Source organism: Duganella rhizosphaerae (assembly GCF_040364205.1).
Classification (GTDB): domain Bacteria; phylum Pseudomonadota; class Gammaproteobacteria; order Burkholderiales; family Burkholderiaceae_D; genus Rugamonas; species Rugamonas rhizosphaerae.
Genome location: NZ_BPWK01000016.1, coordinates 139,357 through 161,873, shown reverse-complemented (window position 1 = coordinate 161,873; position 22,517 = coordinate 139,357). Strand labels below are relative to the sequence as shown.

Annotated in this window: 19 protein-coding genes; 14 read left to right on the top strand and 5 right to left on the bottom strand. The window is 64.8% G+C overall.

Going from position 1 to position 22,517, the window contains the following annotated elements; genetic code table 11:
• Positions 1 to 117: 117 nt before the first annotated feature.
• The 6 genes from RUGAMON1_RS27155 to RUGAMON1_RS27130 all read left to right on the top strand — a co-directional run bounded on the left by RUGAMON1_RS27155 (position 118) and on the right by RUGAMON1_RS27130 (position 9,774).
• Positions 118 to 1,008 (top strand): ABC transporter ATP-binding protein, encoded by an 891-nt coding sequence (locus RUGAMON1_RS27155; protein ID WP_445233455.1) that lies wholly within the window; start codon positions 118 to 120, stop codon positions 1,006 to 1,008.
• A 10-nt stretch (positions 1,009 to 1,018) separates the two neighbouring features.
• Positions 1,019 to 4,603 carry a M1 family aminopeptidase gene (locus RUGAMON1_RS27150; protein WP_445233454.1) on the top strand — a complete coding sequence of 1,195 codons (3,585 nt, stop codon included), beginning with the start codon at positions 1,019 to 1,021 and terminating at the stop codon, positions 4,601 to 4,603.
• A gap of 80 nt (positions 4,604 to 4,683) precedes the next feature.
• Positions 4,684 to 5,355: an ABC transporter ATP-binding protein gene (locus tag RUGAMON1_RS27145; RefSeq protein WP_445233453.1), complete on the top strand. Its 672-nt coding sequence runs from the start codon at positions 4,684 to 4,686 to the stop codon at positions 5,353 to 5,355.
• Complete coding sequence (locus tag RUGAMON1_RS27140; protein WP_445233452.1) at positions 5,352 to 7,343, top strand: HlyD family secretion protein; 1,992 nt, start codon at positions 5,352 to 5,354, stop codon at positions 7,341 to 7,343. The genes RUGAMON1_RS27145 and RUGAMON1_RS27140 overlap by 4 nt, the downstream gene beginning before the upstream one ends.
• A complete protein-coding gene (locus RUGAMON1_RS27135) occupies positions 7,340 to 8,542 on the top strand; it encodes an efflux RND transporter periplasmic adaptor subunit (RefSeq protein WP_445233451.1) in 1,203 nt (400 codons plus the stop codon). Before RUGAMON1_RS27140 ends, RUGAMON1_RS27135 begins: the two co-directional genes overlap by 4 nt.
• A complete protein-coding gene (locus RUGAMON1_RS27130) occupies positions 8,539 to 9,774 on the top strand; it encodes an ABC transporter permease (protein WP_445233450.1) in 1,236 nt (411 codons plus the stop codon). The genes RUGAMON1_RS27135 and RUGAMON1_RS27130 overlap by 4 nt, the downstream gene beginning before the upstream one ends.
• 98 nt (positions 9,775 to 9,872) lie before the next feature.
• On the opposite strand, the gene hemB is transcribed toward RUGAMON1_RS27130, so the two are convergent.
• The gene (hemB, locus tag RUGAMON1_RS27125; RefSeq protein WP_445233449.1) at positions 9,873 to 10,889 is read right to left on the bottom strand and encodes a porphobilinogen synthase; all 1,017 of its coding nucleotides are present in this window, start codon (positions 10,887 to 10,889) and stop codon (positions 9,873 to 9,875) included.
• A gap of 29 nt (positions 10,890 to 10,918) precedes the next feature.
• Positions 10,919 to 11,647 carry a ribosome biogenesis GTP-binding protein YihA/YsxC gene (gene yihA, locus RUGAMON1_RS27120; protein WP_445233448.1) on the bottom strand — a complete coding sequence of 243 codons (729 nt, stop codon included), beginning with the start codon at positions 11,645 to 11,647 and terminating at the stop codon, positions 10,919 to 10,921.
• A 137-nt stretch (positions 11,648 to 11,784) separates the two neighbouring features.
• Between yihA and RUGAMON1_RS27115 the strand changes: the two genes are divergently transcribed.
• The 7 genes from RUGAMON1_RS27115 to RUGAMON1_RS27085 all read left to right on the top strand — a co-directional run bounded on the left by RUGAMON1_RS27115 (position 11,785) and on the right by RUGAMON1_RS27085 (position 18,178).
• The gene (locus RUGAMON1_RS27115; protein WP_445233447.1) at positions 11,785 to 12,465 is read left to right on the top strand and encodes a c-type cytochrome; all 681 of its coding nucleotides are present in this window, start codon (positions 11,785 to 11,787) and stop codon (positions 12,463 to 12,465) included.
• A 122-nt stretch (positions 12,466 to 12,587) separates the two neighbouring features.
• Positions 12,588 to 14,681 (top strand): cytochrome c biogenesis protein ResB, encoded by a 2,094-nt coding sequence (locus tag RUGAMON1_RS27110; protein ID WP_445233446.1) that lies wholly within the window; start codon positions 12,588 to 12,590, stop codon positions 14,679 to 14,681.
• A gap of 25 nt (positions 14,682 to 14,706) precedes the next feature.
• Positions 14,707 to 15,861, top strand: a complete 1,155-nt coding sequence (gene ccsB, locus RUGAMON1_RS27105; protein WP_445233475.1) for a c-type cytochrome biogenesis protein CcsB — start codon at positions 14,707 to 14,709, stop codon at positions 15,859 to 15,861.
• Positions 15,862 to 15,953: 92 nt separating this feature from the next.
• Entirely contained in the window at positions 15,954 to 16,931 is a 978-nt protein-coding gene (gene msrP, locus RUGAMON1_RS27100; RefSeq protein ID WP_445233445.1) for a protein-methionine-sulfoxide reductase catalytic subunit MsrP, read from the top strand.
• Positions 16,932 to 16,935: 4 nt separating this feature from the next.
• Entirely contained in the window at positions 16,936 to 17,565 is a 630-nt protein-coding gene (gene msrQ / locus RUGAMON1_RS27095) for a protein-methionine-sulfoxide reductase heme-binding subunit MsrQ (RefSeq protein ID WP_445233444.1), read from the top strand.
• Between the two features lie 53 nt (positions 17,566 to 17,618).
• Complete coding sequence (locus RUGAMON1_RS27090) at positions 17,619 to 17,741, top strand: hypothetical protein (RefSeq protein WP_445233443.1); 123 nt, start codon at positions 17,619 to 17,621, stop codon at positions 17,739 to 17,741.
• An 89-nt stretch (positions 17,742 to 17,830) separates the two neighbouring features.
• Entirely contained in the window at positions 17,831 to 18,178 is a 348-nt protein-coding gene (locus RUGAMON1_RS27085) for a hypothetical protein (RefSeq protein WP_445233442.1), read from the top strand.
• Between the two features lie 51 nt (positions 18,179 to 18,229).
• On the opposite strand, the gene lysA is transcribed toward RUGAMON1_RS27085, so the two are convergent.
• Both lysA and lptM read right to left on the bottom strand, forming a co-directional pair.
• Positions 18,230 to 19,507 (bottom strand): diaminopimelate decarboxylase, encoded by a 1,278-nt coding sequence (gene lysA, locus RUGAMON1_RS27080; RefSeq protein WP_445233441.1) that lies wholly within the window; start codon positions 19,505 to 19,507, stop codon positions 18,230 to 18,232.
• A gap of 5 nt (positions 19,508 to 19,512) precedes the next feature.
• The gene (gene lptM / locus RUGAMON1_RS27075) at positions 19,513 to 19,695 is read right to left on the bottom strand and encodes an LPS translocon maturation chaperone LptM (protein ID WP_445233440.1); all 183 of its coding nucleotides are present in this window, start codon (positions 19,693 to 19,695) and stop codon (positions 19,513 to 19,515) included.
• 39 nt (positions 19,696 to 19,734) lie between these two features.
• Here lptM and cyaY point away from each other — a divergent pair, with 39 nt between their 5' ends.
• Positions 19,735 to 20,067 (top strand): iron donor protein CyaY, encoded by a 333-nt coding sequence (cyaY, locus tag RUGAMON1_RS27070; protein ID WP_445233439.1) that lies wholly within the window; start codon positions 19,735 to 19,737, stop codon positions 20,065 to 20,067.
• 25 nt (positions 20,068 to 20,092) lie between these two features.
• On the opposite strand, the gene RUGAMON1_RS27065 is transcribed toward cyaY, so the two are convergent.
• Positions 20,093 to 22,453, bottom strand: a complete 2,361-nt coding sequence (locus RUGAMON1_RS27065; protein WP_445233438.1) for a penicillin-binding protein 1A — start codon at positions 22,451 to 22,453, stop codon at positions 20,093 to 20,095.
• Between the last annotated feature and the right edge of the window lie 64 nt (positions 22,454 to 22,517).

Here is a 22,517-nt window from a genome sequence, read left to right as displayed (position 1 = left end):
ACGGTTTGATCCCTGAAATCCGCCGCTGGTCGCAAAAACCCTGATAGCTTGGCAACTTTATCTTAAGGTAACGTTGCCGCGGACTGCGTCCGTTTCCCTATCAGGAGATTGTGTTCCATGCTATCGATCAAACAGCTGAGCAAGACCTACGCCAACGGCGTCAAGGCCATCAACGACGTCACCCTCGACATCCCCAACGGCATGTTCGGCTTGCTGGGCCCCAACGGCGCCGGCAAATCGTCGCTGATGCGCACCATCGCCACGCTGCAAGACCCCGATAGCGGCAGCATCCATTTCGACGGCCTCGACGTGCTGGCCCAGCCCGAGGCGCTGCGCCGCCAGCTCGGCTACCTGCCGCAGGACTTCGGCGTCTACCCCAAGGTCACGGCCGAGGTGCTGTTGAACCACTTTGCTGTGCTCAAAGGCCTGACCGCGCGCGGCGAGCGCAAGGAAGCGGTCGAAGCGCTGCTGCAGCAGACCAATCTGTGGGAAGCGCGCAAGCGCGGCCTGGGCACGTATTCGGGCGGCATGCGCCAGCGCTTCGGCATCGCCCAGGCGCTGCTGGGATCGCCACGGCTGGTGATCGTCGACGAACCCACCGCCGGCCTCGACCCCGACGAACGCAACCGCTTCCTCAATCTGCTGGCCAAGATCGGCGAGCAGGTGGTGGTGATCCTGTCGACCCACATCGTCGACGACGTCACCGACCTGTGCCCGCGCATGGCGATGATCGTCAAGGGCGAGGTGCTGCTGCAGGGCGAGCCGCAGGCCGCCATCGACACGCTGAAGAACAAGGTCTGGCGCCGCAGCGTCAGCGCCGAGGCCTTGCCAGAATACCAGCAGCGCATGAACGTGCTGCACACCCGCCTGGTCGGCGGCAAGCCGCAGATCAACGTGTTTGCCGACAGCCAGCCGGACGATGGTTTCGTTGCGGTGGAGGCGGACCTGGAAGACGTCTACTTCCTGCATGTGCGCAACGCGGGCCGTGCTGCCGCCGCCGCGGTCTGAGGGGCGCGCCATGTTAATGGAATTCTTTAAATTCGACTTGCGCTACCAGCTGCGCCAGCCGCTGCTGTGGGTCACCGGCATGATCCTGGGCCTGATGGCCTTCGGCGCCGCCACCAGCGACGCCATCCAGGTCGGCGGCGCGATCGGCAATGTGCACCGCAACGCGCCGGTGGTGGTGGCTCAGCTGATGGGCTCGTTCACCGTGGTGTCGACCTTCATCGTCACCATCTTCATCGCCGGCACCGTGCTGCGCGACAGCGAGGTCGGCATCTCCGACATGCTGTTCGCCACGCCGATGCGCAAGTACCAATACCTGGCCGGGCGCTTCATCGCCGGGCTGGTCGCTTGCCTGGCGATCTTCGTGCTGATCGCCGTCGGCCTGCTGCTGGGGCCGTTGATGCCCTGGGTCGACACCGCCCGCGTCGGCCCGCAGCCGCTGTTTGCCTACCTGTGGGCCTTCGGCTTCTTCGTCATCCCCAACCTGGTGTTCATCGGCGCCTTGCTGATGCTGCTGGCCTCCACCACGCGTTCGATGATGCTGGTCTATGTCGGCGTGCTGGGCTTCTTCGTGCTGTGGATCGTGGCCGGCGTGTTCACCCGCGACATCAACAACGAATGGACCGCCGTGCTGCTCGATCCGTTCGGCGTGCGCGCCTTTAGCCGCGCCGTGCGCTACTTCTCCACCGCCGAATCGAACGCCGGCCTGCCGCCGTTCAGCGGCTTCCTGCTGGCCAACCGCGCGCTGTGGCTGGTGGTGGCGTTGATCTTCTTCGGCGCCACGCTGGCGTTGTTCAAGCCGCAGCGCGCCGGCACCGGCCGCCGCTGGTTCGGCAAGGCCAAGCCGGACGCCGCCGGCGCGGCGCCTGCGCCGTCCCACCTGGCGCTGCCGCGCACGGTGGCGCGCTTTGGCGCATCGACCGGCTGGATCCAGTGCTGGCACATCCTGCGCTTCGACGCCATGGGCGTGTTCAAGAGCGTGCCCTTCCTGGTGATGCTGCTGTTCGGCGTGCTGAACTTCGTCGGCGGCGCCACCCAGGCCGGCGCCAACTTCGGCACCACCGTCTATCCGGTCACCGGCCTGATGCTGCGCACCCTGTCCAGCAGCTTCAACTTCATGCTGATCATCGTGCTGACCTTCTATGCCGGTGAGCTGATCTTCAAGGAACGCCAGGTCAAGATCGCCGACGTCAGCGACGCCATGCCGGTGCCGGACTGGGCGCCGTTGCTGGCCAAGTCCATCGCGTTGGTCGGCGTGATCTTCGGCTTCCTGCTGGCCGGCGTGCTGGCGGCCGCGTGCTTCCAGCTGGTCAAGGGCGGCACGCCGATCGAGGCGGGCCTGTATCTGAAAGGCATCTTGCTGGAATCGGCGTTCTTCGTGCTGATGGGCATGATGGCGCTGGCGCTGCAGGTGCTGACCAACAACAAGTTCCTCGGCTACCTGCTGGTGATCGTGCTGATGGTGTCGCAGATCGTGCTGAACATCATGCACTTCGACCACAACCTGTACAACTTCGCCTCCCTGCCTGGCCTGAGCTATTCGGACATGAACGGCTACGGCCACTTCCTCAAGGGCTGGTCGTGGTTCGGCGTCTACTGGGGCCTGTTCACCCTGGCGCTGCTGGTGCTGGCGCAGGCGTTCTGGGTGCGCGGCCTGGCGCGTCCGTGGCGCGAGCGCGTGCGCGTGGCGGCCGGCCGCCTGAAGGGCCGCTCCGGCTTCGCGCTGGCGCTGTTGCTGGCCGGCTTTGCCGGCAGCGGCGGCTGGATCTTCTACAACACCAACGTGCTCAACAAGTACGAAGCGTCCGATGTGGCGATGGACAATCTGGCCCGCTATGAAAAGCTGTACCGCCAGTACAAGGGCTTGCCGCAGCCGCGCATCACCGACGTGCGCGCCGATGTCGACATCTATCCGACCGAGCGCCGGGTGGCGATCCGCGGCCGCTACCTGATGGAAAACAAGACCGGCGCGCCGCTGGACGTGCTGCGCATCCAGAGCAATCCCCTGATCGACACGCGCTTCGACAACCTGCCGCCGCACCAGGTGGTGCTGGACGATAAGATCGCCGGCTTCAGCATCATCAAGCTGGCGCAGCCGCTGGCGGCGGGCGCGCGGCTGGACCTGTCGTTCAACGTCGACGTGCACAACCAGGGCTTCACCAACAGCGGCGCCGCCGACAGCGTCAACCTGAACGGCACCTTCTTCAACAACGCCGCGTTCTTCCCGCACTTCGGCTACAACCAGCAGATCGAGCTGACCGACCGCAACGAACGCCGCAAGCGCGGCCTGGGCGAGCCGGTGCGCATGGCCAAGCTGGAGGACGAGTCGGCGCGCGCCAACACCATCTTCAGCGACGAGGCGGACTGGATCAACTTCGAGACCACGGTCTCGACCAGCGCCGACCAGATCGCGATCGCCCCCGGCTACCTGCAGAAGCGCTGGGAGCAGAATGGCCGCCGCTATTTTCACTACAAGATGGACCGGCCGATGGTGCCGTTCTTCGCCTACCTGTCGGCCCGCTGGGACGTGCGCAAGGGCGAGTGGCACGGCTTGCCGATCGAGATCTATTACGACAGCAAGCACGCCTACAACGTCGACCGCATGATCAGCTCGGCGCAGAAGTCGCTCGACTATTTCGAGGCCAACTACACCCCGTACCAGCACAAGCAGGTGCGGGTGCTGGAGTTCCCGAACTACCAGCGCTTCGCGCAATCGTTCGCCAACACCATTCCGTATTCGGAGGCGATCGGCTTCATCGCCGACCTGCGCGACAAGGATGACATCGACTACGTCTACTACGTCACCGCGCACGAGATGGCTCACCAGTGGTGGGGCCACCAGGTGGTCAGCGCCAATATGCAGGGCTCGACCATGCTGATCGAATCGCTGGCGCAGTACTCGGCGCTGATGGTGATGGAGAAGGAATACGGCCGCGACAAGCTGCGCCGCTTCCTGCGCTTCGAGCTGGACCAGTACCTGCGCGAACGCGGCGGCGAGCTGGTGGAAGAGCAGCCGCTGATGCGCGTGGAAAACCAGCAGTACATCCACTACCGCAAGGGCAGCCTGGTGTTCTACCGCCTGCGCGACGAGATCGGCGAGGCCGCGCTCAACCGCGCGCTCAAGCGCTTCCTGACCGACAAGGCTTACCAGCAGGCGCCGTACGCCACCAGCCGCGAGCTGCTGGCCTATATCCGCGCCGAGGCGCCGCAGGACAAGCAGGCGTTGATCACCGACCTGTTCGAGAAGATCGTCTTCTACGACAACCGCGTGACTGAGGCCAAGGCGCACAAGCGCGCCGACGGCCAGTGGGACGTGACGATGACGCTGCACCTGGCCAAGATGGAGGCGGACGGCAAGGGCAAGGAGACGCCGCGCGCGTACGACGAGCCGGTGGAGATCGCCGTGTTCGCCCGCGCCAAGGGGGCCAAGGAGCGCGACGAGCGCGTGCTGTTCACGGACAAGCGCGTGTTGCAGGGCAGCGACCCGGTGGTGACCGTCACGGTCAGGGAGCAGCCGTTCGACGTCGGCGTCGATCCCTACAACAAGCTGATCGACCGCGTCTCGCGCGACAACCGCAAGGAAGTCAGCGTCGAATAAACCGGATTTGCGAAAAATCGTTACACTAAATGACAAGTTAGTGAATTGACAAATCTATCATCGGCGGAGATACTTCCCCGATGATAGAACTTCGCGAGATCCGCAAGACCTACCGCCAGGGCGGCAACGACATCCGTGCACTCGACGGCATCGACCTGCATATCGCGCCCGGCGAGTTTGTCGCCATCATGGGGCCGTCCGGCTCCGGCAAATCGACCCTGCTCAACGTGCTGGGCGCGCTGGACCGGCCCGACAGCGGCCGCTACCGCCTGGCCGAGGACGAGATCAGCGCCCTCGACGACGACGCCGCCTCCGAAGTGCGCAACCGCCGCATCGGCTTCGTGTTCCAATCCTTCCACCTGCTGCCGCGCCTGACCGTGCTGGAAAACGTGTTGCTGCCGCAGCGCTACGCCCGCGACGCCGATCCCGAAGCGGCCGGCCGCGCGGTTGCGCTGCTGGAGCGCATCGGCCTGGGCGAGCGCACCGGCCACCTGCCGGGCCAGCTGTCCGGCGGCCAGTTGCAGCGCGCCGCCATCGCCCGCGCGCTGCTGAACCGTCCGGCGCTGCTGCTGGCCGACGAGCCCACCGGCAATCTCGATTCCAAAAGCGCCGCCGACGTGATGGCGCTGCTGAAGGAGCTGCACATGGGCGGCCAGACGCTGGTGCTGGTGACGCACGACCCGGACATCGCCGCCGGCGCCCAGCGCACCATCCACCTGCGCGACGGCCGCATCGACGCCGGTGCCGCATGAGACCGCGCCTGAAACGCTCCACCATCGCCGTGCTGTGCGCCTTGCCGCTGCTGGCCGCCGGCATTGCCGCCGCCGTCTCGTCCGCCAGCGCGTCGCACTCCGCGCCATCCGCAGCCTCATCCGCGCCACATGCGGCCGCCGGCGACCCGGCGCCGGCCAGGCGCCCGGTGTTGCTGACCGGCGAAGTCGAGGCGCTGGACACGCAGACCATCGTGGTGCCGCCGTCGAATTCGTCGCCGCTGGTGCTGCGCAACTTCGTGGCCGAGGGCACGCCGGTCAAGGCCGGCGACCTGGTGCTGCGCATCGAAACCGGCGGCGCCGCGAATATCGACCGCCTGAAGACCGAACTGGAACGCACCATCGCCCGCGTCGAACGCGACACCGCAAATCTGGAGGCGGGTGCGATCGACACCGAGAAGGCCTTGATCAGCGCCGAGGCCGCGCTGGCCAAGGCCAAGGTCGACGCCGCGCTGCCCAAGCTGCAGATCACGGCGCTGAACTACGACCGCTTCCAGGCCGAGCTGGACCGCGCCACCCGCGACCTGGCGATCAAGCTCGAAGCGCGCGACAACTACCGCCAGTCGGTGCTCCGCCGCCGCGAGGACGGCGAGCTGGAAGTGAAGAAATTGCAGATCAACCTGGCCTTCCAGACCGTCCAGCTGAAGCAGTCCGAAGTGCGCGCCGCGCGCGACGGCGTGGTGGTGCACGGCTACAGCCCGTGGAAGGGCGAGCGCTTCGAGGAAGGCTCTTCGGCCTGGCCCGGCAACGCCGCCGGCGTGGTGCAGGGCGACGGCCAGATGGCCGTCACGGCCTGGGTGCTGGAGGCGGACCGGCCCTACCTGTCCGAAGGCCAGGAGCTTGGCCTGCGCTTCGACGCCTTGCCCGGCGCCGCGCTGACCGGCAAGATCGCCGCCATCACCAGCGCGCCGGAAGCGCGCGCCAGTTGGGGCAGCGGACGCTACTTCCGCGTCAAGATCAGCCTGCCGGAAGGGCATGGCTTGCCGCTGGTGGCGGGCATGAGCGTGTTTGCCGAACCGCACGCCGCCGCCGCCGCCGCGCGCCGGCCGGCCATCGCCGCCGAGCCGCCGGCCATCGAGGGCGAGATCGCCTCGCGCCAGGCGCTGCCGGTATCGCCGCCGTCCATTCCGTATGTGTGGCAATACAAGCTGGCCAGCATCGCGCCGGAGGGCACGCTGGTCAACGCCGGCCAGCCGATCGCGCAATTCGAAGCGGGCGAGGTCACCAACCAGCTGATGCAGCAGCAAGGCCAACTGAAGGAAAAACAGCGCGCGCTGGAAAAGCTGTTGCTCGACCAGGCCGAGGCCGACCGCGCCGGCGAGCTGGCCGTGGCCGAAGCACAGAGCAACGCGGAGAAGGCCGAGCGCAAGGCGACCCAGCCGAAGGAGCTGATACGCCGCGTCGATTACGACAAGCTGGTCATCGAGCGCACCGAAAAAAACGCGCTGGCCAAGCTGGCCGTGACCCAGCGCGCCGTGCAGATCCGCGCCCGCCATGCCGAGCTCACCGGCCTGCAGGCGGAAGTGGCCGACACCCAGCTGCAACTGAACGCGCTGACCAAGGGCCAGGCGGCGATGACCGTGCTGGCGCCGCGCAAGGGATTGCTGATGTACCGCACCAGCTTCTCGGGTGAAAAATTCGTGGTCGGCAGCCAGGTGTGGATGGGCCTGTCGGTCGCCACGCTGGCCGATCCCGACCAGCTCTACATCAACGCCACCGTGCCGGAGGCGCAGGCGTCCAGCGTGCACATCGGGCAGGCGGCGCGCGTGACCGTGCCGGGCGCGAACCAGGCGCTCAATGCGCACGTGGTCGCGCTGGGACGGGCCTTCCACGGCAAGTCCAGCGCGCAATCGACCATCGTGCGCAATCTCGAACTGCAGTTTGACGATGCACCGGCGGGCCTCAAGCCGGGCGCCGCGGTGCAGGCGGTGCTGGTCGCCGACGCGCGCGGCAGGGAGCGCAAGCCATGAACAAGACACTGCTGTCATTGATGTTGCTGGCGCTGGCCGGCTGCGGCGGCGACGCCTCGACCGCGCCCGGCGCCATCGAAACGCTGGCCGCGCGGCCCTGGGCCGAAACGCTGGCGGTCGATGGCGAAATCAAGGCCGCCGCCAGCACCACGCTGCCTGTGCCCGGCAGCGGTTGGAGCAATCGCGTGCTGGTGTCCATGGTGGCCGACGGCAGCGCCGTCCGCAAGGGCGACGTGGTGGCGCGCTTCGACGCGCCGCAGGCCCGCATGGAATTGTCGCAGGCCGAACTGGAACTGCTGCGCAAGACCATCGCCGAAGCCGCCAACACCGGCAATGCCGCCGTCGAGCGCAGCACGCTGGCCGGCGAGCGGGCCAAGGTCGAGGACGACCTCGGCCTGAGCCAGCGCTACGCCAAGGTCGACCTGACCATCTTCGCCCGCAACACCATCCTCGACGCGCTGGCCGACGTCGGCTTCCTCAGCACCAAGCGCAGCTACCTGGACTGGAAGGGCGGCCAGGCGCAGGCGCGCACGGCGGCGCAAAGCGCGGTGCTGCACTCGCAGCGCGACAGCGTGGCGCAGACCGCCAAGCGCAACAGCGACAGCCTGGCCGCGCTGGAACTGGTGGCGCCGCACGACGGTGTGTTCCTGCTGGTGCCGCGCTGGGACGGCGCCAAGCCGGAGATCGGTTCCAACCAGTCGGCCGGGCAGGAATTCGGCACCTTGCCCGACCTGCAGCAACTGGTGGCGCACTTCAGCGTGGCCGAGGGCCAGGCTTACGGCCTGAAAGCCGGCTTGCCGGTGCAGGTGCGCCTGGCCGGCACCGGCACCGCGCTGACCTTGACCGTGACCCGCGTCGGCAGCAGCGCCAGCACCACGTCCACCGAATCGCCGGTCAAGTACAGCGATTTCGACGCCGCCATTCCCAACGATGCCGCGCTCAAGCTGGGCCTGAAGCCGGGCCAGGCCTTGCGTGGCACGGTGCAACTGGTGACCCGGCCGGCCGCGCTGACCGTGCCCAATCTGGCGCTGGTGCAGGAAGGCTCAGGCTACGCCGTCTACACGGACGAGCAGGGCAAGCCGGTGCGGCACAAGATCGAGCTGGGCCAGCGCGGCCCGGTGCGTAGCGAACTCAAAAGCGGATTGACGGCCGGAGCGCGCATCGTGCTGCTGCCACCGTCGACGGCGGAGAAGTCATGAATCTGGCATTGATACGGGAGGCCTTGACCGAACTCCAGCGGCGCAAGCTGCGCACCGGATTGACCTTGCTGGGCATGATCTTCGGCGTCGCCGCCATCGTCGCCATGCTGGCGGTGGGCGAGGGCAGCAAGCGCGAGGCGCTGCGGCTGGTGGCCGAGCTGGGCCTGGACAACGTGCTCATTGAAAGCAAGGCCATCGACCCCGAGCATCTGAAGGAAATCCGCACGCGTTCGCTGGGCCTGTCCGCGGCCGACGCCGACGCGGTCTTGTCGGTGGTGCCGGGCGCGCAGTCGGTGGCGTTGAAAAAGGAAATCAAGGTCGAGCAGCTGGTGCTGGGCGACAAGGTGGTGACGGGGCGCGCGTATGCGGTGTCGCCGTCGTATGCGGCGCATGGCGGCATGCAGGTGGCCAGTGGCCGCTGGCTGGCGGTGCAGGACGGCGCCACGCTGGCGCCGGTGTGCGTGGTCGGCGCGCGGCTGGCGCACACCTTGTTCGGCGACGGCCCGGCCGTCGGCCAGCGGGTCAAGCTCAACCATGTGTGGCTGGAAGTGGTCGGTGTGCTGGCCGACCGCGCGCAGAGCAAGTCCGATTTCGAAGGCGTCAAGCTGGGACTGGATGACGAGCGTTTGTTCGTGCCCTGGGAGACGGGGCGCGCGCGCTTTGCCTTCAAGCGCATCGAGGACGAGGTGGACGGCATCAGCGTGCGCCTGGGCGCCGGCGTGGCGCCGGACAGCGCGGCCCGCGTGCTGCAGGCGCTGATCGCGCAACGCCACGGCGGCGCCGACGACACCAACCTGATCGTGCCGATGGGCCTGTATCGCCAGAATCAGCAGACGCAGCGCATCTTCACCATCGTCATGAGTTCGATCGCGGCGGTGTCGTTGTTGGTGGGCGGCATCGGCATCATGAACATCATGCTGGCCAATGTGCTGGAGCGGCGCCGCGAAGTGGGGCTGAAGCGGGCGCTGGGCGCGCGCCGGCGGGATGTGGTCGAACAGTTTTTGGCGGAGGCGCTGGTGATCGCCGTCAGCGGTGCCTTGCTGGGTGTGGTGCTGGGTGCGATCGCCGCCTACAGCATTGCCGCGCTGGCGGGTTGGTCGGTCGCGTGGTCGCCGCTGAGTTTGATTGTGGCGGTGCTGCTGTGCGTGGGCGTGGGCTTGGCGTTCGGCGTGTTCCCGGCCCGCCAGGCGGCCGCGCTCGACCCGATCGCCGCCCTGCGCAGCGACGGCTAAAAAAAACGGGGGTCAGATCTGACATTCGGACACGAGCTCTGCCGTAGATAGCGTTACGGCAGAGCTCGTGTCCGAATGTCAGATCTGACCCCCGTTGTTTATTTTTGCGCCTTGAGCAGGCGGGCGACGTCCAGCGCGAAGTAGGTCAGCACTGCGTCGGCGCCGGCGCGCTTGAACGCCAGCATCGACTCCATCATCACCTTGTCATGGTCCAGCCAGCCATTTTGCGCGGCGGCTTTGATCATCGCGTACTCGCCGCTGACCTGGTAGGCAAAGGTCGGCACCTTGAACTCATCCTTCACGCGGCGCACGATGTCCAGGTAAGGCATGCCAGGCTTGACCATCACCATGTCCGCGCCTTCGGCCAAGTCCAGGCCCACTTCGCGCAGGGCTTCGTCACTGTTGGCCGGGTCCATCTGGTAGGTGTTCTTGTCGCTCTTGCCCAGGTTCTTGGCCGAGCCGACCGCGTCGCGGAACGGGCCGTAGAAGGCCGACGCATACTTGGCCGAATACGCCATGATGCGGGTGTGGATGTGCCCGTGCGCCTCCAACGCCTCGCGCACCGCGCCGATGCGGCCGTCCATCATGTCCGACGGCGCCACCACGTCGACGCCGGCATCGGCCTGGCACAGTGCCTGGCGTACCAGCATGTCGGTGGTGACGTCGTTGATCACATAGCCGTTGTCGTCGATCAGGCCGTCCTGGCCGTGGCTGGTGTACGGGTCCAGCGCGACGTCGGTCAAAATGCCCAGCTGCGGGAACGCCTGCTTCAATGCCCGCACGGCGCGCGGCACCAGTCCGTCCGGATTGGTGGCTTCGATGCCGTCCGGCGTCTTCTTGGCGGCGTCGATCACCGGGAACAGCGCCAGCACCGGGATGCCCAGTTCCACGCATTCCTGCGCCACTTTCAGCAGCACATCCACCGACACCCGCTCCACGCCCGGCATCGACAACACCGGCTCGCGCTGCTGCGTGCCTTCCAGGATGAACACCGGATAGATCAAGTCCGAGGCCGTGACGTTGTTTTCACGCATCAACGCGCGCGAGAACGGGTCGCGGCGCATGCGGCGCATGCGGATGGCGGGGAATTGGGCGGAAACGTGTGGATTGTGCATCGCTAAAAACTTTCCTGAAGGCTGAAGGGTTATTGCTCGTCCGGCTCGACGTCGTCTTCCATTTCGATCAAGGGCACCTGGGCGGCGGCTTCGTCGTCGGTGACGCCGGCCAGTTCCAGGATCTTGTCGTTGGCTTCGTCGATGCCGATGCGCTTGAGCGCGGAGAACAGTTGTACGGTGAACGGGAAACCTTCGCCGTCTTCATCGACATAGCTGGCCAGCTTGGCTTTCGCCTGGCGCAGCACATTGACGGATTCGTTGCGGTTCAATTTGTCAACCTTGGTCAGGATGCAATGAATCGGCTTGCCGGTCGGGGCAAACCATTCCAGCATCTGGATGTCGAGGTCGGTGAACGGGCGGCGCGAGTCCATGATCAGGATCAGCGCGGCCAGCTGTTCGCGGCGCTGGACGTAGTCGCCCAGCAGGCGCTGCCAGTGCAGCTTGGCTGAACCGGACACTTCCGCGTAGCCGTAGCCCGGCAAGTCGACCAGCAGGCACTCGATCTCCTCGACGATGGTCGGGTCCTTGCGGTGCTGCGCGACGTGCGCGCCGCCGATCGAGAAGTAGTTGATGTGCTGGGTACGGCCAGGGGTCTTGGACGCGAACGCCAGGCCTTTCTGGTTGCACAGGATGTTGATGGCGGTCGATTTGCCGGCGTTGGAGCGACCTGCAAAGGCGATTTCCGGCACGGTAGTGTCGGGCAGATCGCGCAATTGGTTAACGGTCGTAAAGAAGCGGGCTTGCCAGAGTTTGGACATGGGATGGGGAAAAATGCAACAAAAGGGAGCAAATATGCTGGAAAGCTATTGTACAATGAGTGGTTACGAAGTGTTGCCATAGCATCTCGTGCCAAGCCTGCGGCATACTTTCGACAAACTTTTTTGAGGGTGCTTGAATGAATCGTGCGTTTTCACCGTTTGTAACTTCCTTGTTGGTGGCCCTGTTGGCAATTGCGGGCACCGCAACCGCCGCAGAAGAAAAAAAACCGGCCCACGCCGAAGCGGCAGCGCCCAAAGTCGACGCAGCCAAAGGCGGCACCCTGTTCGACAGCGGCGACAACGCACGCGGCCTGCCGGCATGCGTCTCCTGCCACGGCGCGGGCGGCAACTCCACCATCAGCGTCAATCCGAAACTGGCCGGCCAGCACGAAGGCTATCTGTACAAGCAGCTGGTGAACTTTTCGGGCGACGACCGGAATCAACCGGTCATGACCACCTACGCGAAGATGCTGACGGACGAGGAAAAGCACAACATCTCGGCCTGGCTGGCCGCCCAGGCGCAAAAGCCGGGCGCAGCAAAGAACAAGGACACGGTTGAACTGGGCAAGAAGATCTATCGCGGCGGCATCGCCGAGAAGAACGTTCCAGCCTGCGCCAGCTGCCATGGCGCGGCCGGCGCCGGCATCCCGGTGCAATATCCGCGCATCGGCGGCCAGCACCAGGACTACACGGTAGCCCAGCTGGGCCTGTTCAAGGCCGGTGGCCGCAAGAACAGCGCGCAGATGACCACCATCGCCAAGCGCATGTCGGATGAAGAAATGAAAGCCGTGGCCGATTACGTCGCCGGCTTGAAATAAGCAGCTGGCCGCGCCCCCGGGTTGCGGCGTGGCTGATAGTGCATAGAGGGCGGCAGCGTAAGCGGGCTGCCCTTTTTGTTGATATGCTGCCGGCAGCATACTTTTTTTGAGATAGTTCCAGCATGAGCAGCAGCCCCAGCACCACCGGCATCGAACTGAAGACCCGCCGCCCCATCGTCGGCGAAGTGGTCGAACTGATTTCCTCCATGCGCTTCGCCATCGCGCTGCTGGCGATGATCGCGATCGCCGCCATCGTCGGCACCGTGATGAAGCAGGGCGAGGCGACCAACAACTACATCAACCAGTTCGGACCGTTCTGGTTCGAGGTGTTCGGCAAGCTGGGCCTGTACGGCGTGTATTCGGCCTGGTGGTTCCTGTTGCTGATGACCGCGCTGGTGACGTCGACCTCGCTGTGCATCATCCGCAACGCGCCCAAGATGCTCAAGGACATGCGCAGCTGGCGCGAGAACGTGCGCGAGAATTCGCTGCGCAATTTCCACCACAAGATGCAATGGCGTTCGCCGCTGGCACGCGCCGCGCTGGCGCAGCAGACCTCGGCCCGCCTGGCCGACGCCGGCTACAAGGTCAAGCTGGTCGACAAGGGCCACGGCACGCTGGTGGCGGCCAAGCAGGGCGCGGCCAACAAGTTCGGCTACATCTTCGCGCACTCGGCCATCGTCATCATCTGCATCGGCGGCCTGCTCGATTCGGACGTGCCGATCCGCCTGCAGGAATGGTTCCTCGGCAAGGTGCCGTTCAACGGCAGCGGCCTGATCTCGGCGGTGCCGGCGCAGAGCCGTCTCGGCCTGGGCAATCCCACCTTCCGCGGCAACACCATGATCCCGGAAGGCCAGTCCAGCGAAAGCGCCATCATCACCCGTCCCGACGGCGTGCTGATCCAGGACCTGCCGTTCACCATCAAGCTGAAAAAATTCACCATCGACTTCTACACCACCGGCATGCCCAAGCTGTTCGCCAGCGAAGTGGAAGTGCGCGACCACGCCAGCGGCGAAGTGGTCAAGGCCGTCATCGAAGTCAACAAACCCTTGCTGTACAAGGGCCTGGCGATCTACCAGTCCAGCTTTGACGACGGCGGCAGCAAGCTCAAACTCACCGGCTTCCCGATGGTGGGCAGCAGCACCGCCAAGTTCGCCATCGCCGGCGAAGTGGGCGGCAGCACGCCTATGGGCGACGCCTACAGCGTCGAGTGGTCGGGCTTCCGTCCGTTCAACGTCGAGAACCTGGCCGCCGCGCAGGACGCGCGCGCGGTCACCAAGGGCAAGAGCCTGGAAGAGCAGTTCGCCAACAGCCTCGACAAGCACACCGGCTCGGCCGGCCGCAACGCCAACAACAAGGACCTGAAGAACGTCGGCCCCAGCGTGACCTACAAGCTGCGCGACAAGACCGGCCAGGCGCGCGAATACCAGAACTACATGCAGCCGGTGACGGTGGACGGCGCCACGGTGTTCCTGGCCGGCATGCGCATCAATCCCTCGGACCCGTTCAGCTTCCTGCGCATTCCGGCCGACGACGCCCACAGCGTGACCGAATGGATGCGCCTGCGCGCCGCCCTCAGCGACGCCGGCCTGCGCGCCGCCGCCGCCAAGCGCTACGCCGAACGCGCCACGCCGCAGTCCGCCAACGGCGACGCGCTGCGTGGGCAATTGCAGGCCTCGGCCGAGAAGAGCCTGACCATCTTCGCCGGTAACGACAAGGCGGCCGGCTTCCTCGCCATCTCGCAGTTCCTGGAAAAGATCCCGGGCGCCGAGCAGGAAAAGGCCGCCGACGTGTTCATGAAGATCCTCAACGGCAGCCTGTGGGACCTGTGGCAGGCCGCGCGCGCCAGGGACGGCCTGGAGCCGGTCAGCGCCGACGAGAACCACGCCCGCTTCCTGCAACTGGCCACCAACGCCCTGTCGGACGCCTTCTTCTACGGCGCGCCGGTCTACCTGCAGCTGGACGACTTCACCCAGGTCCAGGCCTCGGTGTTCCAGGTCACCCGTTCGCCGGGCAAGAAGGTGGTCTACCTGGGCTGTGTGTTCCTGGTGCTGGGTGTATTCTCGATGTTCTACATCCGCGAACGCCGCCTGTGGGTCTGGATCAAGGACGACGGCAATGGCGCCGAAGCGCTGATGGCCATGAGCACCCAGCGCAAAACGCTGGACTTCGAACGCGAGTTTGAAACTTTGAAAGAAAAGCTGCCGCAATCGGCGTAAGCTGTAGCGGCCACGGAGATAAATGATGGAACTGACGCAATCGACCCAAACCTATACCCAGGCGCCCGGCTACTTCAAGCGCCTGACCGCGTTCGACTGGGTGTTCGCGCTGGCGCTGCTGGCCGGCTCGCTGTACGGCCTGGCCACCTACGGCCACTACATGGACGTCTACGAGAAGGGCATCCTGCTGGCCGCCGCGCCGGCGTTTGCCGCGCTGGGCTGGCACTGGAAGCCGGCGCGCTGGCTGATGCCGCTGGTGGCCCTGCTGGCGCTGGGCGCGATCGCCATGTACGCCGGCGAGCTGGATAACGGCACCAAGAAGTTCTGGCTGCGCATGATGTTGTCGAGCCAGTCCGCGATCCTGTGGATGAGCGTGATGTTCTGCCTGTCGACCTTGTTCTACGTCATAGGCCTGGCCGCGCGCTCGGAGATGGCTTCCAGCATCGGCTCCAAGCTGTGCTGGGCCGCCGTGGTGCTGGGCCTGACCGGCATGATGGTGCGCTGGTACGAGTCCTACCTGATCGGCGCCGACGTCGGCCACATCCCGGTGTCGAATCTGTACGAAGTGTTTATCCTGTTTTCGCTGATCACCGCGATGTTCTACCTGTACTTCGAGCAGCGCTACGCCACCCGCCAGCTGGGCGCCTTCGTCACCATGGTGATCACCGCGGCGATCGGTTTCCTGTTCTGGTACACCACCTCGCGCGACGCCGCCGACATCCAGCCGCTGTTGCCGGCGCTGCAAAGCTGGTGGATGAAAATCCACGTACCGGCCAACTTTATCGGTTATGGCAACTTTGCCCTGGCTGCAATGGTGGCGGCGGCCTATCTGCTGAAAACCTCGGGCCGCCTGGTCGACCGCCTGCCGTCGGAAGAGGTGCTGGACGACGTCATGTACAAGGCCATCTCGGCCGGTTTCGCCTTCTTCACCATCGCCACCATCCTCGGCGCGCTGTGGGCGGCGGAGGCGTGGGGCGGCTACTGGTCGTGGGATCCGAAGGAGACCTGGGCGCTGATCGTCTGGCTCAATTACGCGGCCTGGCTGCACATGCGCCTGATGACGGGCCTGCGCGGCCGTCCGGCGGCCTGGTGGGCGCTGGTGGGCCTGCTGGTGACCACCTTCGCCTTCCTGGGCGTGAACATGTTCCTGTCCGGTTTGCATTCCTACGGCAAGTTGTAAACGCAATGTGAACTTTTGCTGGCCAAGATTGGTGTAAGGTTCAGGCTATTGGGACGACCAAGTCTCAACCTTGCACTTTCTTTGGAGTCAGCATGCTGATCAAGCGTAGTCCCAACGGCATCGAGTTGCCGTTTTCATCAGAAATCACCTCGCGCGAAGTCTACGAATCGCGCCGCAGCTTCATCAAGCAGATTGCCGCCGGCGCCATCGGCAGCGCCGCGCTGCTGGAGATGGCCAACCGCGAAGCCTTCGCGCAGGGCATCAATCCCAAGCTGGCCGCCAAGCTCAATCCCTCCTATTCGGCGCTCGACAAGCAGACGCCCTACAAGGACGCCACCAGCTACAACAACTACTACGAATTCGGCACCGACAAGAGCGAGCCGGCGATGTACGCCAACACGCTGAAGACCAGGCCGTGGACGGTGAGCATCGAGGGCGAAGTGAAAAAGCCGATGACCCTGGACATCGACGCGCTGCTGAAGCTGGCGCCGCTGGAAGAGCGCGTCTACCGCCTGCGCTGCGTCGAGGGCTGGTCGATGGTGATACCGTGGATCGGTTACTCCTTCTCCGAGATCATCAAGAAGGTCGAGCCGACCGGCAACGCCAAGTACGTGGAGTTCGTCACGCTGGCCGACAAGAAGCAGATGCCGGGCGTGGGCAGCCGCGTGCTGCAGTGGCCGTACACCGAAGGCTTGCGCATCGACGAAGCCAACCATCCGCTGGCGCTGCTGACCTTGGGCATGTACGGCGAGACGCTGGCCAACCAGAACGGCGCGCCGGTGCGCATGGTGCTGCCGTGGAAGTACGGCTTCAAGTCGGCCAAGTCCATCGTCAAGATCCGCTTCGTCAAGGAGCAGCCGCGCACCTCGTGGAACCTGTCGGCGCCCAACGAATACGGTTTCTATTCGAATGTGAATCCGGAAGTGGACCATCCGCGCTGGTCGCAGGCGTCCGAGCGCCGCATCGGCGAGGACGGCTTCCTGGCCCGCAAGCGCAAGACCTTGATGTTCAACGGTTATGCCGACGTCGCGCCGCTGTATGCCGGCATGGACCTGAAAAAGTTCTTCTGATCGTATGGCATTCAATCCTACCGCGCGGCAGGCCAGCCTGATCAAGACCGCGATCTTTTTGCTGGCACTGGTGCCGCTGGCGCGCATGGTCTACCTGACCTTGACCGGGCAGCTGGTCGAGCCGCTGGAATTCATCACCCGCGGCACCGGCGACTGGACCTTGTACTTCCTGTGCTTCACGCTGGCGGTGACGCCGCTGCGCAAGCTGAGCAAATGGAACTGGCTGATCAAGCTGCGCCGCATGCTGGGGTTGTACATGTTCTTCTACGGCTTTCTGCACTTCATGACCTTCCTGTGGTTCGATCATTTCTTCGATGTGCAGGAGATGTGGAAGGATGTGCTGAAGCGGCCGTTCATCACGGTGGGCTTCATCGCCTTCGTGCTGTTGATACCGCTGGCCGTGACCAGCACCAACGCCATGGTCAAGCGATTGGGCGGCAAGCGCTGGCAATGGCTGCACCGTCTGGTGTACGTGATCGCGCCGCTGGCCATCCTGCACTTCTGGTGGATGAAGGCGGGCAAGCACAATTTCACGCAGCCGATCATCTTCGGCGTGATCCTAGGATCGCTGCTGCTGATGCGTATCTACTGGGCGCGCAGCAAGGCGCTGGCTGGCGCGGCAACCGCACGCTAACGCCCCCCCCCCGCGCCCAACAGCGGCGCGCCCCGCCTCGCTAGACTGGCTGAATGGCCAGCGAAGACGACACCGCATACAAGCAACTGTTCGCGTACCCAGAAATGGTGCGCGACCTGTTGCTCGGTTTCGTTCCGGGCGACTGGGTGCGCCAGCTGGATTTAAGCAGTACCTGATGACTTGCTGTCATTGCAAGCGTCGCAGCGTTATCTGTTGATCGATCAAGCGAGGCTTGAAACTTCGTCGATTGCCTTGATCAATAATTTTGCCGCCACTGCGTTTCGTGTGGCCTGGTTTGAGCCGCTGGAGCGCGCGCCGATTGCAGCGGCTTACGCGTGAGCGTAAGATCAAGATAGCTAATGTGGCTGAGGAGGGCCATGTGATGGGTGTTCCTGTTATCAAAAATTTCGCGGATGCGTGGCGTTATGAAGCCGCTCTGTATGAACATCGCGAGCGGTTGCGGAAATTGCTGACGAAACGCTTTGGAAAGATCCCGGCAAGATTGAATAACCGTATCGAGTACGCTGAAATGGATGATCTGGATCTTTGGTTCGATCGAATTTTCGACGCCAAGAGTATCAAAGATATCTTTGCCGAGACGCTGACTGCATGAAAAAAGCCGCCGGCGGTGAGGCGGGCGGCTTTTGCTTGCTGGCTGAATGGCTTACTTGATCAGCGATTCCAGCGCGTACAGGTCGGCCGGGTTTTCGCGCTGGCGCACCACGTGGCAAATGCCGCCGTCGACGATGATCTCCGCCGCGCGGCCGCGCGTGTTGTAGTTGGACGCCATCGTCATGCCGTACGCGCCGGCGCTGTGCATCACCAGCAGGTCGCCGGCTTCCACCGCCAGCTCGCGGTCGCGCGCCAGCCAGTCGCCCGATTCGCAGATCGGACCGACCACGTCATACGTCAACGCGCCAGGCTTGCCCTGCACCACAGGCTGCATGTCCATCCACGCCTGGTACAGCGCCGGACGCGCCATGTCGTTCATCGCCGCATCGACCACGCAGAAATTCTTCTCTTCGCCGTGCTTGATGAACTCCACCTTGGTCAGCAGCACGCCGGTGTCGCCGACGATCGAGCGGCCCGGCTCGAAGATCACCTTGATCGGCTTGCCGTCGTGGCGTTCCGCGCGCCAGGCGTCGACGCGGGCGAACAGGCGGCCCAGGTAGTCGCCCACCGGCACCGGCGCCGCTTCGCCCGCTTCTCCGTAGTTGATGCCGATGCCGCCGCCGATGTCCAGGTGGTGCAGCACGATGCCCTCGTCGCCGAGCTTGTCGATCAGCTCGATCAGGCGGTCCAGCGCCTCCAGCAGCGGCGCGTCGTCCAGCAGCTGCGAGCCGATGTGGCAGTCGATGCCGGCCACTTCCAGGTGCGGCAGCTGGGCGGCCGCGCGGTAGGTGGCCAGCGCGTCGTCGAAGGCCACGCCGAATTTGTTGGCCTTCAGGCCGGTCGCGATGTAGGGATGGGTCTTGGCGTCGACGTTCGGGTTGACGCGCAGCGATACGCGCGCGGTCTTGCCCATAGCCCCGGCCACTTCGTTCAGGCGGTGCAGCTCGGGGATCGATTCGACGTTGAAGCACAGGATGTCGTGCGACAGCGCCAGGCGCATTTCGTCGACGCTCTTGCCGACGCCGGAGAAGATCACCTTGCGCGGATCGCCGCCCGCCGCCAGCACGCGCAGCAGTTCGCCGCCGGAGACGATGTCGAAACCGGCGCCCTGGCGCGCCAGCAGGTCGAGGATGGCCAGGTTGGAGTTGGCCTTCATGGCGTAGCAGACCAGCGCGTCGCGGCCGGCGCAGGCGTCGGCGTAGGAGGCGAAATTGGCCAGCAGCTGTGCCTTCGAGTACACATAGGTCGGGGTGCCGAACTGCTCGGCGATGGCGGCAAGCGACGCGCCCTCGGCGTGCAGCACGCCATTTACATAGGAAAATTGCGACATAAGGATTATTGTTGGGGTGCTGGAGTGGATGGAACCGGGGCAGCTTCAGTGCTCTTGGCAGGCTTGGCCGGTGGAGCCTTGGGCAGGTACAGCGGGCCGGGTTGGCCGCAGCCGCTCAACAAGACGGTCAGGCACAGCGCGGTTATGCCGCTAACTGGGCCGATAAACAAACGGAATGTGGACTTCACGATAAAATCATGGATTGACTATAGATACTGGAGTGTAGCATGGGCGAATCAGAATTCCTGGCGCAGGCCGAGGCCACCCTCACCACCATCGCGGCCGCGCTGGACCGTCTGAACGACGAAGACATGCTCGACGTCGAGTGCAGCCGCAGCGGCAACGTGCTGGAAATCGAGTTTATCGACAATGGTTCCAAGATCATCGTCAACAGCCAGGCCGCGATGCAGGAGCTGTGGGTAGCCTCCCGTTCGGGCGGCTACCACTACAAGCAGAAGGACGGCAAGTGGCTCAATACCCGCGACGGTTCCGAGCTGTTCTACTCGCTGTCCGAGATGGTCACCGCCCAGGGCGGCAGCCCGGTGGTGCTGGAAGCGTAAAAAAAGGGGCCGAGGCCCCTCAATTCTAGAACAACTCGTTTTTCACGGCGTCCTTGGCTTTTTCCTCGGCCGGCGTGCCGTGCGAGGCGCCGTCGATGTTGTGCACGCCGGTGCCCGGCGGATTCTCCGCGTAGTAGTACTCGTCGCCCACCAGCATCACGCCTTCCGGCACCGCCCGTTCCTCGATCGGGATATTCTTCAGCGCCTTCTGCATGTAGCTGATCCAGATCGGCAGCGCCAGGCCGCCGCCGGTTTCCTTGTTGCCCAGGTTCTTGGGCTGGTCGTAGCCGATCCAGGCGATGCCCACCAGGTGCGGCTGGTAGCCGGCGAACCAGGCGTCGATCGAATCGTTGGTGGTGCCGGTCTTGCCCGACAGGTCGGGACGCTTGAGCACCAGCGCCTTGGTCGCCGTGCCGAAGCGCACCACGTCTTTCAACATGCTGTCCATCAGGAAGGCGTTGCGCTCGTCGATGACGCGGTTCTTCTCGTCGCCGGCCTTGTCCGGATTGGCTTGCGACAGGATCTTGCCGTCCGCGTCCGTCACCTTGGAAATCAGGTAGGGGCTGACCTTGTAGCCGCCGTTGGCGAACACCGCGTAGGCGCCGGCCATCTGCAGCGGCGTGACGTTGCCCGCGCCCAGCGCCAAGGTCAGGTAGGGCGGGTTCTTGTCGGCATCGAAGCCGAAGCGGGTGGTGTATTCCTGGCCGTACTTGGCGCCGATCTTGTGCAGGATGCGGATCGAGATCATGTTCTTGGACTTGGTCAGGCCGCGCCGCATGGTCATCGGGCCTTCGTACTTGCCGTCGTAGTTCTTCGGCTCCCAGGCCTGGCCGCCGGTCTGGCCGGCGTCGAACGAGATCGGCGCGTCGTTGATGATGGTGGACGGCGACAGGCCGCGCTCCAGCGAAGCGGAATAGATGAAGGGCTTGAACGACGAGCCCGGCTGACGCCAGGCCTGGGTCACGTGGTTGAACTTGCTGCGGTTGTAGTCGAAGCCGCCGACCATGGCCTTGATGGCGCCGTCGTGGGTGTCGGCCGCGACAAAGGCCGATTCGATTTCCGGCAGCTGCGTCACTTGCCAGTCCTTACCCTCCTGCATGACGCGGATCACCGCGCCGCGACGGATGCGCTTGTTCGGCGCGGCCTTGTCGGACAGCCACGAGCGGCCCATCTCCAGCCCCGGTCCGGTGATCTTGATTTCCTCGCCGGTGGCGGTGACGGCCGTGATCAGCTGCGGCGTGGCGGCCAGCACCATGGCGGCGATGATGTCGTCGCTGTCCGGGTGGTCGGCCAGCTCGGTCTCGACCGCGTCGTCGGCTTCCTCCTTGTTCTGCGGGATGTCGATGTAGGCTTCCGGGCCGCGATAGGCGTGGCGCTTCTCGTAGTCCATCACGCCCTTGCGCAGCGCCAGGTAGGCGGCGTCCTGGTCGGCCTTGGTGATGGTGGTGAAGACGTTCAGGCCGCGCGTGTAGGTGTCCTCCTTGAACTGCTCGTACACCAGCTGGCGCGCCATCTCGGCCACGTACTCGGCGTGCACGCCGAACTCGCTGCTGTCGGTCTTGACCTTCAGTTCCTCGGCCTTGGCGGTTTCGTATTGCTTGTCGGTGATATAGCCGAGGTCGTGCATGCGTTGCAGGATGTACTGCTGGCGGGTGCGCGCGCGCTTCGGGTTGACCACCGGGTTGTAGGCCGACGGCGCTTTCGGCAGGCCGGCCAGCATGGCCGCCTCGGCCACGCTAATGTCTTTCAGATTCTTGCCGAAATAGATTTGTGCGGCCGACGAAAAACCGTAGGCGCGCTGGCCCAGGTAGATCTGGTTCATATACACCTCGAGGATCTGGTCCTTGCTGAGGTTCTTCTCGATCTTCCAGGCCAGCAGCACCTCGTAGGCCTTGCGCTTGAGCGTCTGTTCGCTCGACAGGAAGAAGTTGCGGGCCACCTGCTGGGTGATGGTGGAGGCGCCCTGCTTGGCGCCGCCGGTGGCGTTGTGCACGGCCGCGCGCAGGATGCCGGTGTAGTCGACGCCGCCGTGCTCGTAGAAGCGGTCGTCCTCGATCGCCAGCACGGCTTTCTTCATCACATCGGGGATGTCCTTGATGCGCACCAGGTTGCGGCGCTCCTCGCCGAACTCGCCGATCAGCACGTTATCGGCCGAGAAGATGCGCAGCGGCATTTTCGGCCGGTAGTCGGTCAGCGTGTCGAGTTCGGGCAGGTTGGGGTAGGCCATCGCCAGGCCGAACACCACCAGCAGCAGCCCGACCAGCCCCAGTCCGACCACCGACAGGCCGGCCAGGAGGAAGAAGCGGGAGGCGGGTTTACCCGAGGATTTGCCGGAAGCGCCCGGCGGATTCGATGGTGGAGGTGCCGAATTGGAAGAAGAAGCCATGCAGTTCGATCTTTCTGTTATGTATGCGGGCCATTATAAGCGAGCGGCAAGGCCCACGGCGCGC

Bases quoted from the DNA above. Each gene is read 5' to 3' on its own strand.
- msrP (WP_445233445.1), top strand. From the start codon at position 15,954: ATGCTGATCAAGCGTAGTCCCAACGGCATCGAGTTGCCGTTTTCATCA.
- RUGAMON1_RS27135 (WP_445233451.1), top strand. From the start codon at position 7,340: ATGAACAAGACACTGCTGTCATTGATGTTGCTGGCGCTGGCCGGCTGC.
- cyaY (WP_445233439.1), top strand. From the start codon at position 19,735: ATGGGCGAATCAGAATTCCTGGCGCAGGCCGAGGCCACCCTCACCACC.
- hemB (WP_445233449.1), bottom strand. From the start codon at position 10,889: ATGCACAATCCACACGTTTCCGCCCAATTCCCCGCCATCCGCATGCGC.
- RUGAMON1_RS27140 (WP_445233452.1), top strand. From the start codon at position 5,352: ATGAGACCGCGCCTGAAACGCTCCACCATCGCCGTGCTGTGCGCCTTG.
- RUGAMON1_RS27150 (WP_445233454.1), top strand. From the start codon at position 1,019: ATGTTAATGGAATTCTTTAAATTCGACTTGCGCTACCAGCTGCGCCAG.
- yihA (WP_445233448.1), bottom strand. From the start codon at position 11,647: ATGTCCAAACTCTGGCAAGCCCGCTTCTTTACGACCGTTAACCAATTG.
- RUGAMON1_RS27130 (WP_445233450.1), top strand. From the start codon at position 8,539: ATGAATCTGGCATTGATACGGGAGGCCTTGACCGAACTCCAGCGGCGC.
- ccsB (WP_445233475.1), top strand. From the start codon at position 14,707: ATGGAACTGACGCAATCGACCCAAACCTATACCCAGGCGCCCGGCTAC.
- RUGAMON1_RS27090 (WP_445233443.1), top strand. From the start codon at position 17,619: ATGGCCAGCGAAGACGACACCGCATACAAGCAACTGTTCGCGTACCCA.
- RUGAMON1_RS27145 (WP_445233453.1), top strand. From the start codon at position 4,684: ATGATAGAACTTCGCGAGATCCGCAAGACCTACCGCCAGGGCGGCAAC.
- RUGAMON1_RS27155 (WP_445233455.1), top strand. From the start codon at position 118: ATGCTATCGATCAAACAGCTGAGCAAGACCTACGCCAACGGCGTCAAG.
- RUGAMON1_RS27115 (WP_445233447.1), top strand. From the start codon at position 11,785: ATGAATCGTGCGTTTTCACCGTTTGTAACTTCCTTGTTGGTGGCCCTG.
- RUGAMON1_RS27065 (WP_445233438.1), bottom strand. From the start codon at position 22,453: ATGGCTTCTTCTTCCAATTCGGCACCTCCACCATCGAATCCGCCGGGC.
- msrQ (WP_445233444.1), top strand. From the start codon at position 16,936: ATGGCATTCAATCCTACCGCGCGGCAGGCCAGCCTGATCAAGACCGCG.
- RUGAMON1_RS27110 (WP_445233446.1), top strand. From the start codon at position 12,588: ATGAGCAGCAGCCCCAGCACCACCGGCATCGAACTGAAGACCCGCCGC.
- lysA (WP_445233441.1), bottom strand. From the start codon at position 19,507: ATGTCGCAATTTTCCTATGTAAATGGCGTGCTGCACGCCGAGGGCGCG.